Below are 18,916 nucleotides of genomic sequence, written 5' to 3' on the forward strand. Positions count from 1 at the left end.
TTTTTTGAGTTGAGACCAAATTGAGACCATGCTGAGACTAAGTAAGTTTTACTAGCTATGCTCTCAATTTTTAGAATCATCAGCTCAAAATTAGATAAATTAATCTTGATCTTCTTTCTGAAGCTCGAGCAGCTCTCCAACGGTACAATTTAAGTACAAGCAAAGCTTTTCTAGTGTATCAAAGTCTATTCGGTTATTAGTTTCATGGAACAGTCGATTTACGGTACTTCTGTTTATTCCCGTATCCCTTACAACATCTGATATTTTTAACTTGTTCTTGCCGAGTAGAGTAGACAAATGGCACTTAATCATTCTTAAAAGACCCTAAATGTTTCTCTAAAGATACAAAATGGTATTGACAAGTTGCTTTTATGGTCATAGTGTATCTCTAGAGCTACAAAGTGTAGCGTAAAAGACAGGGAATAATTATGGCATATACCTACCTCACAACTGAAGAGTTATCTCAGTTAATCAAGTATGAAACGCGAGTAATCCGTGAGCAACTTAAAGATTCAGTGCTTTTTGAAGGTATTCATTATATTCGTCCGTTCGGAGGGCGAAAGATCTTGTTTATATGGGAAAGAGTTGAGGATGAAATGCTCAATGGCGTGACAGCAGAAAGTTTGTTGCTTAAATAGGAGATAAAGTATGGGAACATTAAATGAGCGTAACGGTTTGTTGTTTCTTGATTTCCGATACAAAGGGTGCCGTTGCCGTGAATATACAAAGCTTGAAGATAACAAAGCTAATCGAGCTCGCGCCGCTAAACTGCTTAAGAAAATAGAGGCTGAGATTGTTTTGGATACGTTTGACTATGGAAAGTATTTTCCAAACAGTAAACGTAAAGCCCAGTTTGCAGAAATTGAAGAAAGAAAATGGTCTGCGAAAAAATACTTCGATGCTCCAAGCTCTCCACGCTTTGAAGAGTTTGCTAAAACATGGATGGCGGAAAAGAAAGTCGAATGGAGCAAAAGCCACTACCTTGAAGTTGAAGGGATATTAAAGAAATATCTATATCCGACCTTCGGCAACAAGAAGATCAGCGCCATCAAGAAGAGCCAGATACTACAGTTTCGCTCCATCCTCGCCAAAGTACCGGGACGAAAAAATGGCAGCTTAAGTGCTTCACGGATCAACCATATAATGACACCGTTACGAGTTCTCTTAAATGAAGCCGCCGATCGATATGATTTTGCGTCGCTATGGAAAAACATTAAAGCGTTGAAAGTGGGGCGGACTGAAGTAGATCCATTTTCACTTGCTGAGGTCGATAAATTTCTGAAGCATGTGCCAGCCGATTATTTTGCTTACTATGTAACTCGCTTTTTTACAGGAATGCGAACTGGTGAAATTGATGGGTTAATGTGGGATGAGGTCGACCTAGAAAACAAAACGATTACCGTTAAGCAGGCATATACGCGTGGTGAGATCTCTAGCTTAAAAACCGAAGGCTCGTATCGAGTAATTAATTTGATAGACAAGGTCGTAGACGCGCTGAGAAGCACCACAAGAATGTAACAACGGCAGATAAGTTTGTCTTTGCTAATGACAATGGTAAACCACTGAATTACGACGTAGTTTCTCGGAATGTTTGGTATCCAACAATAGAAAAAGCGCAATTACGGCCTCGTAACCCTTATCAGACACGACATACATATGCGACTCTGCTACTTGCTTCTGGAGAGGCTCCGGAGTGGATTGCAAATCAAATGGGACATACAACGACGACAATGTTATTTCGCGTTTACTCTCGCTACGTCCCAAATTTAACTCGCAAAGATGGAACAGCATTTGAGGCTTTTTTATCCATGGAGGATGTGGAATGAAATATTCACCATTAGCTGTTCACTGCACCAGTTTATGCTTTGATGTTATCCAGAATGAGTCGTTTAAAAGCTTAACAACTAAAGACATTCGAGGATTTAAGGAAGATGTGTATGCTTTGTTGCGTGAACGGACTGATCTCCTGCCGGCCAAATTTGAACGCGAGCATACGTTTCTTTGTGATGTTACCGATGGCGTAATATCGGTTCTCAATCAATGCAGCAATAACCCAAACGCTCGAAGTTCTGACTGGATTTTAGCTGCCATGGAATCTCGAATAGAAGCTTCGTTAAATAGCTTATTGCACTAGTTTAGCTTTAAGCACTTCCATTTCAAATAGTGCGCATAGTAGCAATTACAATTTGTGCGCACAGTGCCTATTCAATAGTAATCGAGTGTGCGCCCATGAAAAAGTACGTCATCACATTGAACAGCAACACCAACCGAAAAACAGCTAAGAAAAATATTAGGTTTGAACATGATTTACTCATCGAAATACAAGAGGTTAAATCTAATAAGGTGACATTCTCAGCATGGGTAAAACAAGCATGTCGTTTCTACATAAACCATATCGTCGATGTCGAAAATGCTGTGTGTACAGATACAAGAGAGAGTGAAGCAAATGTGCGTACACTCAATCATGAAACTAGTTCTCAAGAACAGGAAAAGCGTAACGAGATAAAAGAGTTAGTCAATGTGTTGTACGACAGCGGTATGTACTACCAACAAATTGCAGACATATTAAATCAACGAGGCCTACACGCTAGTTCAGGCTCAAAATGGAGTAGGGTGGCTGTTAAGAGACTAATCGAAGTTAAGTGAACTAAAGCAAGATCAGTCCCATTTAAAGGCACTGATCATAAAATTTGGATAGGGCCCGCATTAGCCAATACATCTAAAACTAAGCGAGTCTGCCTCTAAATGTATGACACCCAAAACTCTGCATTTGGATCAATTCTTTCAACCCAGGTAGGGTTCTCACGAGCTTCCAAATAAAGCTGTAGGCCATTGTATGCTAGGAATGCCCCAGTGCCGCCTAGATGCTCAAAGTCATCAAAAAAGTCGTCTTCGAGTCTGCATAAATCATCAAGTGTTTTAACCTTCCTATCTAGTGCCCATTGTATAGATTCTGTGGTAGCAACTGTCCCACTAATAGTAACTTTTTTTAGATTAGGATGTGGAACAGTGCACTGACGTGATTGTTTCTCTAGCTCTAAATTTGCTTCTGCAGCCTCAGACTCTTGCAATAGCAATTCTTCGAGTATTTGAGAGCGTTCTTGTGCTGAAATAAATTTATTCAGTTTTGCAATTTTGAGCGCATAGCCGAATCGCTCTGGAGTCACGATATCTACTGCCTGAGTCAGGAGGTCTTTATCCAAAGATAATGATTTTACGTAATAATCTATACATGTATGGAGCGATAAATAACGTGTGCCATCATAGGTGAATCCACTTGTCTCATCATAGCCATCTAGCGGGAGCTCATCGATAGTAATAGGCCAGCCTTTATATGCGATTCTTTCCTTGGCGATTTGATACATCGGCCAAGCACTTTTTCCAAAACCGCCGAGAACAGAACCGGTAAAGTCACTTTCCTTGAGTTCAGTTTCAGTCCAGTTTAAACCAATGCCCAAGTGCTTTGCGTATTTAGACATTAATTGATGCTTTATCTGGTCTCGAAGGGCCCAGATAGACTTAACACCACTAGTTGTCTTGAAACTCGAACATTCATTGCATGAAGGCACTGCAAGTGGTTGGTGTGATATATCTGAAACGTTTCTATGATTAGCTGGAAAATCCAAAAAGTCAGAGCAGGGCTCACCACAGAACCAGCAGGTGTGGCGAGAATTAAAAGGAACGTCGATACAAGTGTAATTGTTCATAGTTGTTAGGCTTAGTGGAAATTGAGAGTAACAGCGTCTTGATACCTTGTAGATGAAATGACGCTGTTCTTCTTTTTTGAAATGAAAACCTATTTATAGCAAGTGATACAAGCACCGCCGCCTTCTTCAAGATCGTACATTGCGTCCATATCCAACGTATCAATTAGCATGGTTTCGTCAACCATGGCATGCATGCCTAAGCGTCGCTTTCTCTCTCGTTTCTTTTTCTTTTCAAAACGTTCAATAACTTTTTGGTGGTTTGCTTTGATCTGCGCCACACGCTCTGGATCTTCAAGTGTTTCTAGTGGCTCATTCGGGCCCATCCAGAAAAACGTTTCACCGTTTTCACTTGTTTCAGCACGCTTCTCATAGGACTTAGCTTCTTCAAAGGCTTCAGGATGACGTTCACGTAGGCGAACCCATTCAATCTTTCTTTGGAAAAAGCAGAACGTACAGCCAGAGCGAGAGCGCCAATCATAATATTTAGGAAGGCCAAGGCCTGCACTTTCCAAAATATCGAATACGCCTTGTTTTTTGATGCCATCTTCGGCAAATGGCATTTTAATAGTGAGATCTTTTTGGCTCTCATTTGGGCGGTAACCATCCCGCCAAGGCTCATCAGCTCGGATACCGACATAAGAAATAACCTCATAGCCTTGATCAAGGAATGGTCGAATCCACTTTTCAAATGGTTCAAGCTTCATTCGAATGGTACACCAGCGTTGCTGACCTGCAGGCAAGTAGTTATTGTGCTGTGCCAACCAGTAGTCAAAGTCTTTGCCACTGTTAATGTGTTTGATTGGTTTTCGGAGTTGGATCTCCAACCGTTCTAGAAAATCGTATACCTCTGGTAACTCTTTCCCTGTATCAGTAAAGAAGTATTCAATATCTAGTTCAGGATAATTTCTAGCCATATAGACCGCTAGGGCGGCACTGTCTTTTCCACCAGACAGTCCCAGTACGTGCTTAACTTTTTTATCTTCACTCATGAGTAATTCCTGTTCCTTAACCCTGAGCTTCCAATGTCTCTTTGAGCATTTGTTGTAATACGTTTATCCGATCAAACTCGTCAAGTTCTACAAGCTGAGCTTTAATAGATTCAAGAGTTGAGGTGGCTTTTTTACTCTCAGCGATACGAATCTCTTTTTTATAAGATTGTAGCCTGCCATCTTCGCCTTCAAGTACAAGCGATACGAGCTTTGTCTTTCCGCTTTTTGTCTGCTTTTCATTGGAGGTGTGCTGGGACTTAACAACACTTAAAAAGTTCTGGGCGTAGTCGCTAATCCTGTTGGCTGCTGTTGAAAGTATTTCTTCATTCCAGTTGTGTTTAATACGACCAGAAATTGTTTGGATCATACTCTCAATCCAACTAATCAGGCCTTGCTCACTTTTCGCTAAGTCCAATGCAAAGTTTTGAAGGTTATTACTACCAGCATGTTTTGCAACAAAGTCACACATCAAAGCTAATTCTTTGCCTGTCTCTGGGAAGTAACTTTTGACGAGTTTTTTAAAGTTCAAAAGAGTGGATTCATGCTTGTCTTGCAAAATTTTAAAGCAGGTTTCAAGTTGTTCAATACGTTGTTCGTGACTTAATACACCTGTAGGGTCTAAACAATTAACAAGGTCAGTGAATAGTAATGCGTGAGGATCGTGAGCTTGAAGGAAAAGGTCACGAACAGAGATTACCAGCTTATTCTTCTCAATATCATTCGATACAAACTGGTGAGCATTTTTAACCCATTGAGGCAAGTTATGAATGCTAGTAACAAGTGGTGAAGCAACTGCTAAAACATTTTCTGAACTTGTGGGAGTTTCAAGAAAAACGCTTTCGGATATAGAAAATGATCGGGGTAGTTACAACACCGCAGTTCTTAACAAAGTATTCAAACCATTTGGTTTATCGGTCGGTTTGATACCTTCGTCTACTAATAGGTTAATTTCATTGTTAAATGGCAACTGAAGAGGGCCTCTGAACTTTCGCCTGAAAGTATCCGGCTTTAACAAAATAGAACATTTCTGCCCCTTTCCAGCTTAGCATTAAAGATCACACACTCTCCGTTCATCCTATTTTGCCATACTAGAGATTATCCGAGCGTACTTAGCAATAGGGTTGCGTAAAAAACGTAGTAGTGGCATTGTCTTAGTATCAAAAGGACGGTGTAAAACTGTTTTTCAGGAGCAAGAAAATAGGAGAGGAAATGGCTTTAAGTATAAGAGGTGCCACCCTAGAGGATGCAAAAGGCATTAGTGATTTAATTGTTCCATTGACCAAGAAATATGTCTGCCCTACATGTGATGAATCTGTGCATAACGCTCTGATTACCTCAATGTCAGAGGGTAATATCGTTAACTACTTGTCCCAAAATTATCAATATGTTGTCGCAGTTGATGAAAAAAGTGAAATTATTGGTGTAGCTGGTATTCGTGATTCCTCGCATTTGTTCCATCTTTTTGTTAGCGACAACTATCAAGGGCAAGGCTTATCGCGCAAACTCTGGGAGCGAATTAAATCAGAAGCACTGACAAATGGTAATTCTGGACGATTTACAGTCAACTCCGCTATCAATTCTGAAAGTATATATTTGAGCTTTGGGTTTATTCGTACTGGCGAAATTCGTAATCGAGATGGCATGATCGATATTCCAATGGAGCTAGAAACAGCTTGTTAGCAAATAGAAAAAGTGTCACGAAATCGACATTTAAGTCCGGGTGTTGAGGAATCCTTAACACCGTATCACCAATTCAAAATTACCTTGTTTCAGATAGTTCATGGGTTACTAATTTAATTTGCTGCTGTAACTCATTTCTGCCCCATTCCCCGTTAGATCTTTTACTCATTCATATTTTATTAATCTGAAATTGCCCTACTCAAATTTATCCGATTGGGTTGATAACTTAGCGTTCCCGTTTTTAGGCGACATTTTGCAGCCTAGTATCCCCCTTAAGTACTTTAACCTATTGATTACTAGTTGAATCGATATGAATAAGAGTGCATTATGTAAGAGTAAAAGGCGACAATTTGTCGGCTAATAAGCGTTATAACAACAAGGAGAGTTCCGTGAAAATAACAGTTTTAGATGACTATCAGGATGTGGTTAGAACACTAGATTGTTTCGAACTACTATCGCACCACGAAGTGTCCATTTTGAACGAAACACTTCCTGAATCGGAGTTGGTAGTTAAGCTAAAAGATACAGAGGTTCTGGTTTTAATTCGAGAGCGCACAGTCATCACCGAGTCTCTACTAGCTCAGTTACCTAACCTTAAAGTTATCAGCCAAACAGGCAAAGTTAGTAACCATATTGATGTCCACTTATGTGAAAAGTATGGGGTAAAGGTGTTGGAAGGCCGCGGCTCTCCTGTTGCTCCTTCGGAATTAGCGTGGGCACTGATTATGGCGGCAAGTCGCCACATACCAACTTATTCAGCCAACCTCCAAAGCGATAAATGGCAAAACTCGGGTGTACTCGGTTTAGGTCGTACTCTAAAGGGCTTGAAGCTTGGTATTTGGGGCTACGGAAAAATTGGACAACGAATTGCTCAATATGCAAAAGCATTTGATATGTCAGTGGTTATCTGGGGGAGCGAGCAATCAAGAAACTTTGCACATGAGCACGGCTTTGAAGCTGCAACTTCAAAAGAGTCGTTTTTCTCTAGTTCGGACATTGTGTCACTTCACTTACGTTTGAATGAAGTAACTAGGGCATGTGTAACAGCCCCAGACTTAAGCTTAATGAAGCCCGATTCTCTATTTGTGAACATCAGTCGCTCAGAGCTTGTGGAAAACTCTGCGCTTTATAACGAACTGTTAGCAGTGCCAACTAAGCGCGCAGCCGTTGATGTATTTGACAATGAACCGGCAGCGCTTGATAACGAGCCTTTATTGTCACTGCCCAACGTCACGGCTACTCCACATTTAGGGTACGTAGAGCAAAATAGTTACGAGCTCTACTTCAGAATAGCATTTGAGAATATTTTAGCTTTCGAGCAGGGTAAGGCATAAACATCGGCATCGAGGAAGTCGTTGTTATAACGAACAATTTAAGCAGGTTCGCAATGCTTGGCATCTGAAGTTTGAATCATTTTTAGTGTGTACAGCACAATAGTGGCCGCGTTGTTCACCATTTAACGTGGCGCTATATAAACGGGAGCGTTCTGTGACAGAAAGGATTCAAAATAGAGAAGTCAAAGTTTGCCCTGTCGTACTTCGAAAAACGGGTACAGCTCTTGAATTGCTGCTATTCGAACACCCTCTAGCTAATGTTCTGTTGGTTAAAGGGACATTAGAATTAACAGACTGCTCTATTTATAGTGCCGCACTTAGGGAACTGCAAGAGGAGTCGGGCATATCCAAAATTTCCAGTACCATGTATTTAGGTAGTTGGGAAAGCGGCTTTCAAAATCAACAATGGCATTTTGTCCTTTGCGAAATTGAGCAAAACTTGCCTAATCACTGGGGTTTCTATACGCAGGATGACGGAGGACATGAATTCAATTTTTTCTGGCATAAGTTAGGTGATGAAACGACATTTAAGTGTCATAAATTGTTCTCTGACGCCATTAAGCAAGTCGAAATTCTTTTATGTAACAAAGTATTATACATCTAGGTGAATTGTGAGTAAATTTTCAAAGAATATTGCCCCGTATGTGATAGGCGAACATTTTTGTAAACAATAAGTTGTTGAATGTTATTGCTTTCGATTGACTCCAAACAGTGAAGCTCTTTGTTACGAAACAGATGATACTCCTCCCAATTAATCAGAGCTTCCTCGAGTGACGCATAAATAAATATTGTGATCATAATCACATCGTTTGTGTGAACCTTGATTTGTATGTGTGAAATTGCGTATTAGATCACTAAACTCACGCTTTCAACTACATTCATGATCAACATAGTCAAGGGAATTAGACTGCTCGCTGCTAGTCTGCGGGTGCTTTTTAGTGGAGTTTAAGCGTTTTCGTCATGTGTGAATAGCATTCTAAAACAAGCACTAAGGTAAATACGATGTTCACGACGGCTAACTTAAATCGAAGAATTATTTTTAACAATGAAGCACAAGTACATAAAAATCAATTTAGTCAGACCATAGATATTGACCTAGATCTTGAAGGTGTCGTACAGCGTCCATTGCAGAACTTGGCCGGATACTTCATTCGCTCAGTAGAATCTGCCCTTGAGTATACAAAGCAACTGATAGATAAGGGAATAACAAGTATCACGTATCGATTGGGTGGGGGACTTGAAACAGACGAATCTGATAGCTATGTATACGCGCCTCTATTGCTCAATTCAACTCCCAATGTTTGTGCAAGGTTTGATGCAGACAAAATACTTGATAAGCATGTCGGTTTTTATACTTTGTTACGTGAGTCCTTTCCAAAAGGACAGCTCCATATTACCGCCGACCCGTTTGGTATTGCGCCCAACTTATCAGATGGTGCTTGGGGAGCTCGAAACGAAAAGGGAGAGCTTGACGAAGAACAAACGTTTCTTCTGTTGGAAAAAATAGCGGATAAATACAGCGCTTGTGATGTCGATGCTCTACTAACGATGGGACGGGTAGAAAATGAGGTCGAAATTACCCGCAGTGTCATAGATAAAAACAATAGAACGACAAAAATTTATGCTTTTTCCCAAAATATCGAAAGCAAAGCGGCATATGTCTATTTGGATAAACTGAATAAAGCTGACTCGTATCAAAAGATTCTACCGGGCAACATTTCTGAAATGAAAATTCGCACAATATTAGACATTTATGCAGGTGTGGATTCAATTATTGTCAAACCGTCGGAGAATCTTCATGTTATCCAATTCACCAAAGACTATGTGACTTCACCTGAAGTCGCGCTCTTGTTCCTTGAGTCGATTTTAGATAGTGATATTTTTGGTGATAGAAATGATATCCGCTCTGCCTGTGAGAAGGTACTGGCGGATAGAGCGACCTTCATTAAGAACTGCACGAGAGTTACAATTGGTACATATGCCGTTTCTGGCGGCTATCTAATGGATAAGCTATTAGAAGACAATAAGGGCAAGGAATTTTCTTTCAACGTCCAGAATGAGAAGTATCGAAATATCATTTCAATAATCGGTGACCGCATGGCGCACATAATTGATAGAAGTGCCGAGTCGTACTTTGATTTCATCGAGATTGGTGGTGCTAGTGAGTAAAAATAGTCGTTTAGGTGAGCCAACCCCGAGTAAGTATCGCTGGTTTATTCTTGGTGTCGGCGTCGTAGCACAAGCGGTCTTCGCCGCAGGGTTCACTGGTGTTGCGGTGAGCGGCGTCATTTTCAAAAATGAGTTTGGGTTTTCAATAAGTCAGCTCGGTATGATTTTGGGTGCTATAGGGCTAGGCGTTGGGATATCAGAATTTACATGGGGTTTAGCGACTGATAGGTTTGGAGATAAGAAAGTCCTTACATTTGGGCTTTTTTCAATGGGGCTGGCTTATAGTCTTACGGCACTATTTTTGATGTTCGCAAGTCCAAACTATTTATCCCTTACACTGCTGCTATTTTTGGCAGGGGTTCTTGGTGGAAGCATTAACTCGTCATCTGGAAAAACCATTATGTCTTGGTTCTCTGATGGAGAGCGTGGGTTTGCGATGAGTATTCGTCAAACAGCCATTCCGGTGGGTGGTTCAATAGGCACGGTGTTGATACCATGGCTAGCTCAAAACAATGGCTTTTCAGCGTCATTTACCTTGCTAGCGATACTAAGTATTTTGACCTCGTTGATCATATGGCTCTTTGTCGTAGAAAAAAATCCCCATAATCACCAGGGTAAAGTGGCTCAAATCGATAACTCACCAATAGGGAATCCTAAAGTGTGGGGCATGGTCATATCTGCAGGACTACTGACGGTGCCGCAAATGGCAGTTATTTCCTTTGGTGCGATCTATTTAAAGAACCATTTACACGTAAGTCTATTGAATGTTTCGTTGGCTCTTATCATCGTGCAAGTATTTGGTGCAATAACAAGAGTGTACCTAGGTAAATCCACAGATAGGAGAAATAACAGAATTGGTGTTGTTATTACAATAGCACTTGTCTGCGCCATTATGAGTTTGTCATTGGCTCTGTTTACTCATCATGAGCTTTTGTCGATTACATTTTTAATCGCTGTTGGGGTATCAGGCAGTGCATGGCATGGTATCGGGTTCGCTGAAGCAGCAATTCAGGCTGGTGGAGCTCGAGCTGGAACCGCATTGGGGATGATGGGGACTACGGTATTTCTATCGTCGTTTCTAACACCCGTGATTATTTCTAATATTCTTCAACGGAATGATTGGCCCATTGCATGGGGAACAGTGTCTCTGCTGACAGTGCTCACTATTCCGATACTCTGTTACATGTACTCTAGACAGCTTCGCCCTGAGGGAGCCGCGAAAGAGTAACATTCGCCAGTGTGTACTTGTATTAAACCTATAGCTCGCATGTTATAGGTTTTTTTGTATTTGGATGACAAGTATTGGAGTACATTAGAGCTAAGCTTTTTTGCTGCATTGAAGCTAAACCCATTAGGAGCTAGAAAGTGTACGACAATTTTCTTATGTCTAATTATTTGGACCAGCAAGAACGGTTTATGTAACGGCCACTCGACTCTTTAAGAGGTAAAATGAAGATATATCTTGATCACAATGTGCTAGATGCATTAAGCAAAGGCCACTTTAGACTCAATCCACCAGAAGGTACGGTTTGGATTTATTCCAATGAAACGTTGAATGAAATTAAGCGTTCTGGTGATCGTCGGTTTTTGGATGTTTTAAGAACACTAAAAGCTAAAAAGATTGAGTTGGTTCTTGATGGTGCTTTTAGATTGACTGGTGACGCCTATATCCATGAGTTTCGAGATCCGCATGATTTCTATCAAGAGTGGCTCGAGGCGACGACACAATGTCCAATTGATGAGGAAGCAAATCTACAGCTCTTAAGTAGGCTAGCAGGAGGGGACAATCATAGTGAAATATTGCAGTACCCTTCTCGAATAAGAGAGCAAATACATAACTTGCTCGTGTCGATTCACATTAAACATTGAAACTGGACAATAAAGTGTAGAACTTAACCAATAAAGATCGAAACTTTTTGAGCTGATAATGACTCGGATATGCCCCATTTCGATTTTCATAAAATAGCCCACTTACTCCGTTAAGTGACTTTCAGCCATATTTTTTCTTATGCGTGCTAAGAACAAATTTCCTTTGGAGAATTCTCTCGACTTAGACATTAAAAGCTAACGCTCTCTTAGCAGCTCCCAATGTTTTTAGAAACCCGGTTGAGTAAATTCTTAATTGCACGTGATAGTATCTGATTCTGCCTTACAATATACCCCAGACTAACGTTCGGGAATTCAGGTAGTTCCGTAATGGTTGTTTTTAAATTCTTTTTGGAATGGAGTGAAAGGTCGGGAACTATCGCTATACCAAATCCAGCTTCTGCCCAATCAATTTGTGAATCAACACTTCCTACTTCCATTATTCGATAGTTAGAAAGGTTTAGTGATGGTAAAGCTAAGTCAATTACACCTCGTGTACGTGTGTCGTGCCCTAGTAGTATCAGGGTAGGTTTATCATCTTTATTTTTTGCCAGCTTTTGCTGCCACATGTTTAAGCTGCTACCAACAGCGCACCACTTCACTTTTTGAAGCTCGGTAAAACAGAGTGGCGGCTTTTCCTCTTGTGCGAAGATGAATCCTAAATCTGCTTTGGCACTTTTTACTAACTCAGAAGCTTGTGAAGATGTGGTATTGGTTAAAGTGATATCTATACCTGGAAATTCTTTTTTAAAGATCTGTAGCGGTGACATTAGCAACAGGCGAGAGATAATATCGCTGGCAGCGATAGTTAGCGTTCCATGGCGCAATTCGTTGATTGCGTTAATATCTGATTGACATATTTGTAATTCCATCAAGGTGTTTCTAGCACTTACAAGTAAACGCTCGCCTGCTTGAGTAAGCCTAAAAGGGGTTCGCTCGATCAGTTTAGTGCGAGTAGCCTGCTCTAGCTGTTTAATATGTAGACTAACATTAGGCTGAGTCATATTTAACTCATTCGCAGTTTTACCAAAGTGTCTCAGTCGCTCTAACTCTACAAATGTTTTAAGCCAACTAAGCTCCAACATATTAGCTCCTCGATCTACTGTGAGATATTTAGAGTATCCTGATATGAATATCTTATCAAAGTAATAAAGATTATTAATTTAACTTATTTAGAATGAGTGCTTAGTATTTTGAGTATGTTTTTATAGTTTTGTAGGAAAATTAGTTATGTCGTCAGTTATTGTAGTTGGTGCAAATTGGGGTGATGAAGGGAAAGGTAGAATAGTTGATTATTTGGCGGACCAAGCATCTGCGAGTATTCGTTTTCAAGGTGGTAATAATGCTGGCCATACAGTGATAAATGACTATGGTAGTTTCAAACTACACCAATTACCCAGTGGAGTTTTTGGTCCAAGCTGTAGCGCTGTTTTGGGGCCAGGTATGGTAATTAGCCCAGCGTCACTATCGCAAGAGATTTCATTGGTGAAAGAAGCGGGGGTTGAAGTCGATCTACGTATTTCAGATCGAGCGACGCTTTGCTTGCCTCTCCATGCACTAGAGGATACCCTCGAAGAGCAACGTCTTGGTGAAAAAGCATATGGTTCAACTCGTCAGGGGATCGCTCCAGCATATGGTGACCGAGTTATGAAAAAGGGAATCCTTGTTGGTTGGTTAAAGCAACCAGATGTGTTACTTGAGCGTATACAGTTTATGTTGGATTGGAAATTGCCTCAACTTCGTGCTCTGTACCCTGAGTTTGAATTCAATCAAACTGCGGAGGAGATAACGTCTTGGTTAATTGAAGTATCCAAGAGTTGGGCCGACTCTATCTGTAACGTATCTCAGCACTTGAAAGCATTGCAAGTTCAGGGCAAAACTCTATTGTTTGAAGCTCAGCTAGGGGCAGGTCGTGATCTTGTTTACGGAGAATACCCTTGGACAACGTCTTCTAACGTGGTTTCTATGTATGCTGGTATTGGTAGTGGGTTACCAGCGCTGCGTCCTGATCGTATCGTCGCTGTAGCCAAAGCATTCAGCTCATCTGTAGGTACAGGGACACTAATATCCGCCATGGCAGAGCAAGATTCATTTCGTGAATTGTCTGGGGAGTATGGTGCTACAACCGGACGTCCACGAGATGTCGGGTATTTCGATGCTATTGCAACAAAAAATGGCATTGAACTACAAGCTGCTACTGAAATCGCTCTCACTAAGCTAGATTGCTTAACGGGTCTTGAAGATCTAAAAATATGTGTTGGCTATGAGGGTGAGCATAGCGAAAACCCGATTTGGCCTCAAACTGCTGCATTATCTCCAGTTTATGAAAAAATGGCGAGCTGGGATGAAGATATTACAGGGTGTCGAAAATTTGAAGAGTTACCAGAAGCAACACAAAATTATATTACCCGTATTGAAGAGTTAATGGGAATACCTGTAAGTATGATATCAGTGGGTCCTGAACGCGAACAAATTATTATACGTTGATTTCAAGCTAGGTCCTTTTCATTTATAGTCACAGCGACTGTCAAGCATCATGTCTCTTTATATAGAGACATGGGCTAAAAGCCAAATTTGTTCGATTGATGCCGATAGTGCACAAATCTTAGAAAGCTTCTGCCCCTATCAAGCTTAGCATTTAAGATAACATACGCTCCGTTCATCCTATTTTGCCTTACTACAGATTATCCAAGCCACAGCGTAACAGTGATAAAATGAGAAAACGCACGGGAGGTTTATAGCTCTGGTCTAGTCGTGAGCTTACTAGACGGGCATAATATGGTGCTATATCAAACAAATACAGGCATGCTTGTTGGTGAGTTTATTAATGAAATATTCAACCATCGAAACTCAAGTCACCTCCCGCCATTACTGATGGGTGATGTTTTACCCAATCAACTGAAGTGAATGTATTGGATTACTTCGATACCGTACATCGACATGACCAAGAAGTGAAAGTGAATCCGTAATTGTTCTTGCCCTGGAATTATCAGTTTGATATTCAGTAACCATTAAACTCATTAGGCGCCACTCCTCTCTATAACAACTTACTATGCATTTTGTAAGCTATCCCTCCGTAAGATCACAATAATGAAGAAGGGCAAAGTAGTGTGTTTAAGATTGTGCTGCCGCTCTAAATCGAAAGCCAAGCCTCCAATAATTAAATTCATAAAATTCATAAGTGCGTTTTAATCCCCAGTGATAGGCGATCGCTCTCACTGTGTGTTTTTACACAGTCATCATAATAAATTCACCTTCTAGCAACATAGAATAATTATGATGAATGAGAAAACGTTAGCACTTCCGGCAAGTAAAGCCTCTGACTCAGGTTTTTTAACGCACTTCAGAGTATTTGGCCTACCACTACCCTTATACCTTGGCTTGTTTACCGTTATCTTGGTCGCTCATATGACTGACACTTTGCCAAACAATATAGTTGGTGGGTTTAGCTTTATGTTTGTTATTGGTGCTTTGTTTGGTGAAATCGGCAAACGGCTACCTATTTTCAACAAATATATTGGAGGAGCACCTATCATGATCTTTTTAGTCACCGCATGGTTAGTCCATGTCGGCTGGCTAAGACAAAATGAAATTAACACTGTGACAGAAGTGATGAAGAAAACTGACTTTCTTGATCTCTTCATTGCAGTATTGCTGACAGGGTCAATATTAGCCGTAAACCGTAAGCTGCTCATCAAATCCCTGATTGGCTATATTCCCTCAATTTTAGCCGCTGTTCTCGGTGCCGCGATCATGGGAATCATCGGTGGAATGTTGTTTGGCATTCCTGTCAGCCGCGTTTTGATGCTATACGTACTTCCTATTATGGGCGGCGGAAACGGCGCGGGTGCCATTCCTCTTTCTGAGATATACCATTCGGTGACTGGGGGTTCAAAAGAGCACTACTACTCCGTCGCCATTGCGATACTCACCATCGCAAACGTAGTCGCGATATTTGCAGCAGCAATACTAAATGGCATTGGGCAAAAAAGACCATCACTCACTGGGAATGGCGAGCTGATTCGAAACTCCAACTTTGATGCTCAAGCGCAATCAAACACACCGAAGATAAGCGCAAAAGAAATTGCGATAGGACTAATGCTCTCAGCATGCGTCTACACTCTATCGTCTGCTCTCTCAAAACATATATTGCCCGGCTTTGGTGACGTCAAAATTCATACCTTCGCTTACATGGTTGTGATTGTCGCAATCATAAATGCGTGCGGTTGGTGTTCTAATGAGATTAAAGAAGGCAGCAAGCAACTAGCCTCATTTTTTACGACGCACTTGCTGTGGGTTTTAATGGTGGGCGTCGGAATTGCCTACACCGACCTAGGAGAGATACTAAACGCGCTGACTTTCACCAATTTAGTTGTCTCGACGTTAATTGTTTTCGGCGCTATTTTTGGAGCTGCTCTTGGTGGTTGGCTCATGGGCTTCTATCCAATTGAATCGGCAATCAGTGCTGGATTATGCATGGCAAACCGTGGTGGCTCGGGAGATTTAGAAGTTTTGTCTGCAGCAAACCGAATGAGCTTACTGTCTTACGCACAAATATCTTCTCGTTTAGGTGGCGGTATCGTATTGGTCATCGCAAGTGTTGTATTTGGTATGTTCGGCCATTAACCAATTCCACAATTTAAGCTATACGATAAACAGGAACCATCGAGGGTCCTGTTTAAAACATTGAGGAGGCAGAAAGAATGTGACCTGTCTTGCAGCTTTTGACACGCTTTCTCATTTAAGTACCAGCTCGCTAGAAACCTCACCTCCCTATTTGATAACTTATCGCTCTGCTGCAGTAAAGAACAAAGCTATGGCTTCTATTTCGAATTTCATTTTTAAAGGCAAACTGACCTTCACGCAGCGAGTTCTATTGCTCCTATTAACCGTTGCTGTTGTTCAAGTCGCGATTATTGCCGGCTTCTATCATTTCTATTTTTCTGACGTATTAAAACAGCAAGTGAGTAAACGAGCTCTTGTCCAAGCGAGAGAAATAGCGAGCGATCCTCAGCTGATACAAGCAGTAAAAAAAGAAGATATAGTCGCGGTACACAAACAAATTACCCGATTTCAGTCACTTACCGATGCAAAATTTATTGTTGTCGGTGACAAACATGGTATCCGTTTAGCTCATCCGAGCTCACATAAAATCGGTCTACCGATGAAAGGTGGAGACAACGAAAAAGCATTAAAACAAGGCTTACATTATGTCTCTATTCGGCAAGGAAGTTTAGGTTGGTCAGTACGCGGCAAGTCGCCGATCGAAACTAAGCAAGGAGAAATCGTTGGTGTCGTTTCAGTGGGCTATCTACTAAGTGGCATCAACGCGGCGTTACTGCTTTATTCCATGCCATTTTTTATTGTTCTCGGTTTTATATTGCTAAGTTCCATTTTGGCTGCTTGGGCTTTTTCCAAACATATAAAAAAGCAAATGTATGACATGGAACCAAAAGAAATCGCCACAACATTACAATTACAAAAATCGGTGTTTGAAGCAATCTATGAAGGTATTCTAGCTGTCGACTCGAAAGGGGAAATCATTTCAGCCAACCAACAGGCGTTGAAGTTACTGGGTATCGCTTCCCACTCAACACAAATACAAGGGCAAAAATCGGAACAACTATTGATGCCTTGTGATTTCTTTGTTGGAAAAGAGGTGGGCTCCACCCCTGACAATCACCTTCCTAAAATCATTAGCTGCAACGGAGAAACCCTTGTCGCCACAAGAGTTCCCTTGATAGACGAAGGAATTATTGTTGGATGGGTAACGAGCTTTAGAATCAAGGATTCAAAAAGCACCATAACCTATCAACTACTGAATACTCGTCAACAAACTGATGATCTAAGAGTGCTTAATCACGAGTATGCGAATAAACTGTCGACAGTGAGTGGCTTGATACAAATGGGCAATCATCAACAAGCGTTGAACCTTATCCGTAACGAATCAGAGTCGCATCAAACACTTGTCGATGAAATTGTTGGCACCTTTGATTCGAAAGTGGTGGCCGGATTGCTACTTGGCAAATATATCCGAGCAAAAGAATTGGGCCTCACACTTGAATTTGACCCATACAGCCAATTAAAGCTAAGGCCAGAAGGCCTCACTGAAGATGAACTAGCGACAGTAGTTGGCAACCTATTGGATAATGCGTTCGAAGCAACGCTCGCCAACCCAAACAGTCATCGCAACATTATTATACTCTTGTCTGACGCCAATAAATCAGAGCTGGTTATTGAAGTTTCTGATAATGGCTTGGGTATACCAGATTCACTAAAAGAATCCCTATTTGAAAAAGGGATCAGCAGTAAAAAACGGCCTGGTCATGGCATCGGCCTGTATTTAGTCCACCAGCTAGTTACTAGCAATGGAGGCTCTATATTGATTGATGATGCTGAACCTACTGGCACTATTTTTTCGATTTTTATTCCTAGCGAGTAAGTAAATAATGGAAGTATACGATGTGTTAATAGTGGAGGATGAGAGCAATCTTGCTGAATTCCATTCGCACTATCTACAGCAAACCCAACGATTTAGACCCATAGGAATCACGAAAAATATTGCAGAAGCAAAACAAATGCTGCGCATACTGAAACCGAAACTTGTTCTGCTTGATAACTACCTAGCAGATGGAAAAGGCGTTGACCTACTGAAAGATATTACAGCGACAAACCCTGCCCCCGATGTGATTTTCATTACCGCTGCTAACGACATGGAAACGGTGCGAGATGCGGTTCGCTGCGGCGTGTTTGATTATCTGATTAAGCCGATTTCCTATGACCGACTGTCTGACTCATTGGAACGCTATTTAAAATACACAAGCTCTCTAAAAGCCAGTGACAATATAAACCAGCGTCATGTCGATCAGCTATTCAACTTTCAGTCAAAATCATCTGCGTTACAGGCCTTGCCAAAAGGGATTGATGAACTGACATTAGAGTTGGTGCTCAACGCCTTTTCAGACCCAGAGACAGTCTACACTTCAGTCAGTCTTGGAGAAATAACAGGTATTAGTAAAACCACGGCGCGACGATATCTCGAATACCTTACCGCCCAAGGTTTTCTATCCGCTGTTATTCAATACGGAAAAGTAGGTCGACCAGAAAGAGTTTATAAGAAAAATAACTAGAACGTGTTGACCTTTTGAGGTTGAATTTGTTTAGATTCCAA

At 41.1% G+C, this 18,916-nt stretch carries 20 protein-coding genes and 1 pseudogene; 16 read left to right on the forward strand and 5 right to left on the reverse strand.

Going from position 1 to position 18,916, the window contains the following annotated elements; all coding sequences use genetic code 11:
* Positions 1–99: 99 nt before the first annotated feature.
* Positions 100–312 carry a helix-turn-helix domain-containing protein gene (locus tag L7A31_RS02625; protein ID WP_237359949.1) on the reverse strand — a complete coding sequence of 71 codons (213 nt, stop codon included), beginning with the start codon at positions 310–312 and terminating at the stop codon, positions 100–102.
* 116 nt (positions 313–428) lie between these two features.
* On the opposite strand from L7A31_RS02625, the gene L7A31_RS02630 reads away from it, so the two are divergent.
* The 5 genes from L7A31_RS02630 to L7A31_RS02650 all read left to right on the forward strand — a co-directional run bounded on the left by L7A31_RS02630 (position 429) and on the right by L7A31_RS02650 (position 2,646).
* Positions 429–638 carry a hypothetical protein gene (locus L7A31_RS02630; RefSeq protein ID WP_237359951.1) on the forward strand — a complete coding sequence of 70 codons (210 nt, stop codon included), beginning with the start codon at positions 429–431 and terminating at the stop codon, positions 636–638.
* 10 nt (positions 639–648) lie between these two features.
* A complete protein-coding gene (locus L7A31_RS02635; protein WP_237359952.1) occupies positions 649–1,518 on the forward strand; it encodes an Arm DNA-binding domain-containing protein in 870 nt (289 codons plus the stop codon).
* Positions 1,519–1,562: 44 nt separating this feature from the next.
* Positions 1,563–1,826 (forward strand): site-specific integrase, encoded by a 264-nt coding sequence (locus L7A31_RS02640; protein WP_237360739.1) that lies wholly within the window; start codon positions 1,563–1,565, stop codon positions 1,824–1,826.
* Positions 1,823–2,134, forward strand: a complete 312-nt coding sequence (locus tag L7A31_RS02645) for a hypothetical protein (protein ID WP_237359953.1) — start codon at positions 1,823–1,825, stop codon at positions 2,132–2,134. The genes L7A31_RS02640 and L7A31_RS02645 overlap by 4 nt, the downstream gene beginning before the upstream one ends.
* A 95-nt stretch (positions 2,135–2,229) precedes the next feature.
* Positions 2,230–2,646: a YlcI/YnfO family protein gene (locus tag L7A31_RS02650; protein ID WP_237359954.1), complete on the forward strand. Its 417-nt coding sequence runs from the start codon at positions 2,230–2,232 to the stop codon at positions 2,644–2,646.
* Positions 2,647–2,741: 95 nt separating this feature from the next.
* Here the strand turns inward: L7A31_RS02650 and L7A31_RS02655 are convergent, their stop codons facing one another.
* The 3 genes from L7A31_RS02655 to L7A31_RS02665 all read right to left on the reverse strand — a co-directional run bounded on the left by L7A31_RS02655 (position 2,742) and on the right by L7A31_RS02665 (position 5,456).
* Entirely contained in the window at positions 2,742–3,707 is a 966-nt protein-coding gene (locus L7A31_RS02655; RefSeq protein WP_237359955.1) for a hypothetical protein, read from the reverse strand.
* 89 nt (positions 3,708–3,796) lie between these two features.
* Positions 3,797–4,696: a phosphoadenosine phosphosulfate reductase family protein gene (locus L7A31_RS02660; RefSeq protein WP_237359956.1), complete on the reverse strand. Its 900-nt coding sequence runs from the start codon at positions 4,694–4,696 to the stop codon at positions 3,797–3,799.
* A gap of 16 nt (positions 4,697–4,712) precedes the next feature.
* Positions 4,713–5,456, reverse strand: coding sequence for a hypothetical protein (locus L7A31_RS02665; RefSeq protein ID WP_237359957.1), 744 nt, complete (start codon positions 5,454–5,456; stop codon positions 4,713–4,715).
* A 43-nt stretch (positions 5,457–5,499) separates the two neighbouring features.
* Between L7A31_RS02665 and L7A31_RS02670 the strand changes: the two are divergent.
* The 7 genes and pseudogenes from L7A31_RS02670 to L7A31_RS02700 form a co-directional block, all read left to right on the forward strand.
* A pseudogene (locus L7A31_RS02670) lies at positions 5,500–5,667 on the forward strand (hypothetical protein); the annotation flags it as partial.
* 238 nt (positions 5,668–5,905) lie between these two features.
* On the forward strand, positions 5,906–6,376 hold the full coding sequence (locus L7A31_RS02675; protein WP_237359958.1) for a GNAT family N-acetyltransferase: 471 nt from the start codon (positions 5,906–5,908) through the stop codon (positions 6,374–6,376).
* 389 nt (positions 6,377–6,765) lie between these two features.
* Complete coding sequence (locus L7A31_RS02680; protein WP_237359959.1) at positions 6,766–7,710, forward strand: D-2-hydroxyacid dehydrogenase family protein; 945 nt, start codon at positions 6,766–6,768, stop codon at positions 7,708–7,710.
* 154 nt (positions 7,711–7,864) lie between these two features.
* On the forward strand, positions 7,865–8,314 hold the full coding sequence (locus L7A31_RS02685) for an NUDIX hydrolase (protein ID WP_237359960.1): 450 nt from the start codon (positions 7,865–7,867) through the stop codon (positions 8,312–8,314).
* 398 nt (positions 8,315–8,712) lie between these two features.
* A complete protein-coding gene (locus L7A31_RS02690; protein ID WP_237359961.1) occupies positions 8,713–9,879 on the forward strand; it encodes a hypothetical protein in 1,167 nt (388 codons plus the stop codon).
* Entirely contained in the window at positions 9,872–11,107 is a 1,236-nt protein-coding gene (locus L7A31_RS02695; protein ID WP_237359962.1) for an MFS transporter, read from the forward strand. The genes L7A31_RS02690 and L7A31_RS02695 overlap by 8 nt, the downstream gene beginning before the upstream one ends.
* A gap of 221 nt (positions 11,108–11,328) precedes the next feature.
* Positions 11,329–11,748, forward strand: coding sequence for a hypothetical protein (locus tag L7A31_RS02700; protein WP_237359963.1), 420 nt, complete (start codon positions 11,329–11,331; stop codon positions 11,746–11,748).
* A 206-nt stretch (positions 11,749–11,954) separates the two neighbouring features.
* Here L7A31_RS02700 and L7A31_RS02705 read toward each other — a convergent pair whose 3' ends face one another.
* Positions 11,955–12,830, reverse strand: coding sequence for a LysR family transcriptional regulator (locus L7A31_RS02705; RefSeq protein WP_237359964.1), 876 nt, complete (start codon positions 12,828–12,830; stop codon positions 11,955–11,957).
* 145 nt (positions 12,831–12,975) lie between these two features.
* Here L7A31_RS02705 and L7A31_RS02710 point away from each other — a divergent pair, with 145 nt between their 5' ends.
* The 4 genes from L7A31_RS02710 (at position 12,976) to L7A31_RS02725 (ending at position 18,875) form a co-directional block, all read left to right on the forward strand.
* Positions 12,976–14,232 (forward strand): adenylosuccinate synthetase, encoded by a 1,257-nt coding sequence (locus L7A31_RS02710; RefSeq protein ID WP_237359965.1) that lies wholly within the window; start codon positions 12,976–12,978, stop codon positions 14,230–14,232.
* 792 nt (positions 14,233–15,024) lie between these two features.
* The gene (gene citS / locus L7A31_RS02715) at positions 15,025–16,371 is read left to right on the forward strand and encodes a citrate/sodium symporter CitS (protein WP_237360740.1); all 1,347 of its coding nucleotides are present in this window, start codon (positions 15,025–15,027) and stop codon (positions 16,369–16,371) included.
* A 190-nt stretch (positions 16,372–16,561) separates the two neighbouring features.
* On the forward strand, positions 16,562–18,187 hold the full coding sequence (locus L7A31_RS02720; RefSeq protein ID WP_354003810.1) for an ATP-binding protein: 1,626 nt from the start codon (positions 16,562–16,564) through the stop codon (positions 18,185–18,187).
* 4 nt (positions 18,188–18,191) lie between these two features.
* Positions 18,192–18,875, forward strand: coding sequence for a response regulator (locus tag L7A31_RS02725; RefSeq protein ID WP_237360741.1), 684 nt, complete (start codon positions 18,192–18,194; stop codon positions 18,873–18,875).
* Positions 18,876–18,916: the final 41 nt, after the last annotated feature.

Origin of the sequence: Vibrio marisflavi CECT 7928 (assembly GCF_921294215.1) — a bacterium.
GTDB lineage: Bacteria > Pseudomonadota > Gammaproteobacteria > Enterobacterales > Vibrionaceae > Vibrio > Vibrio marisflavi.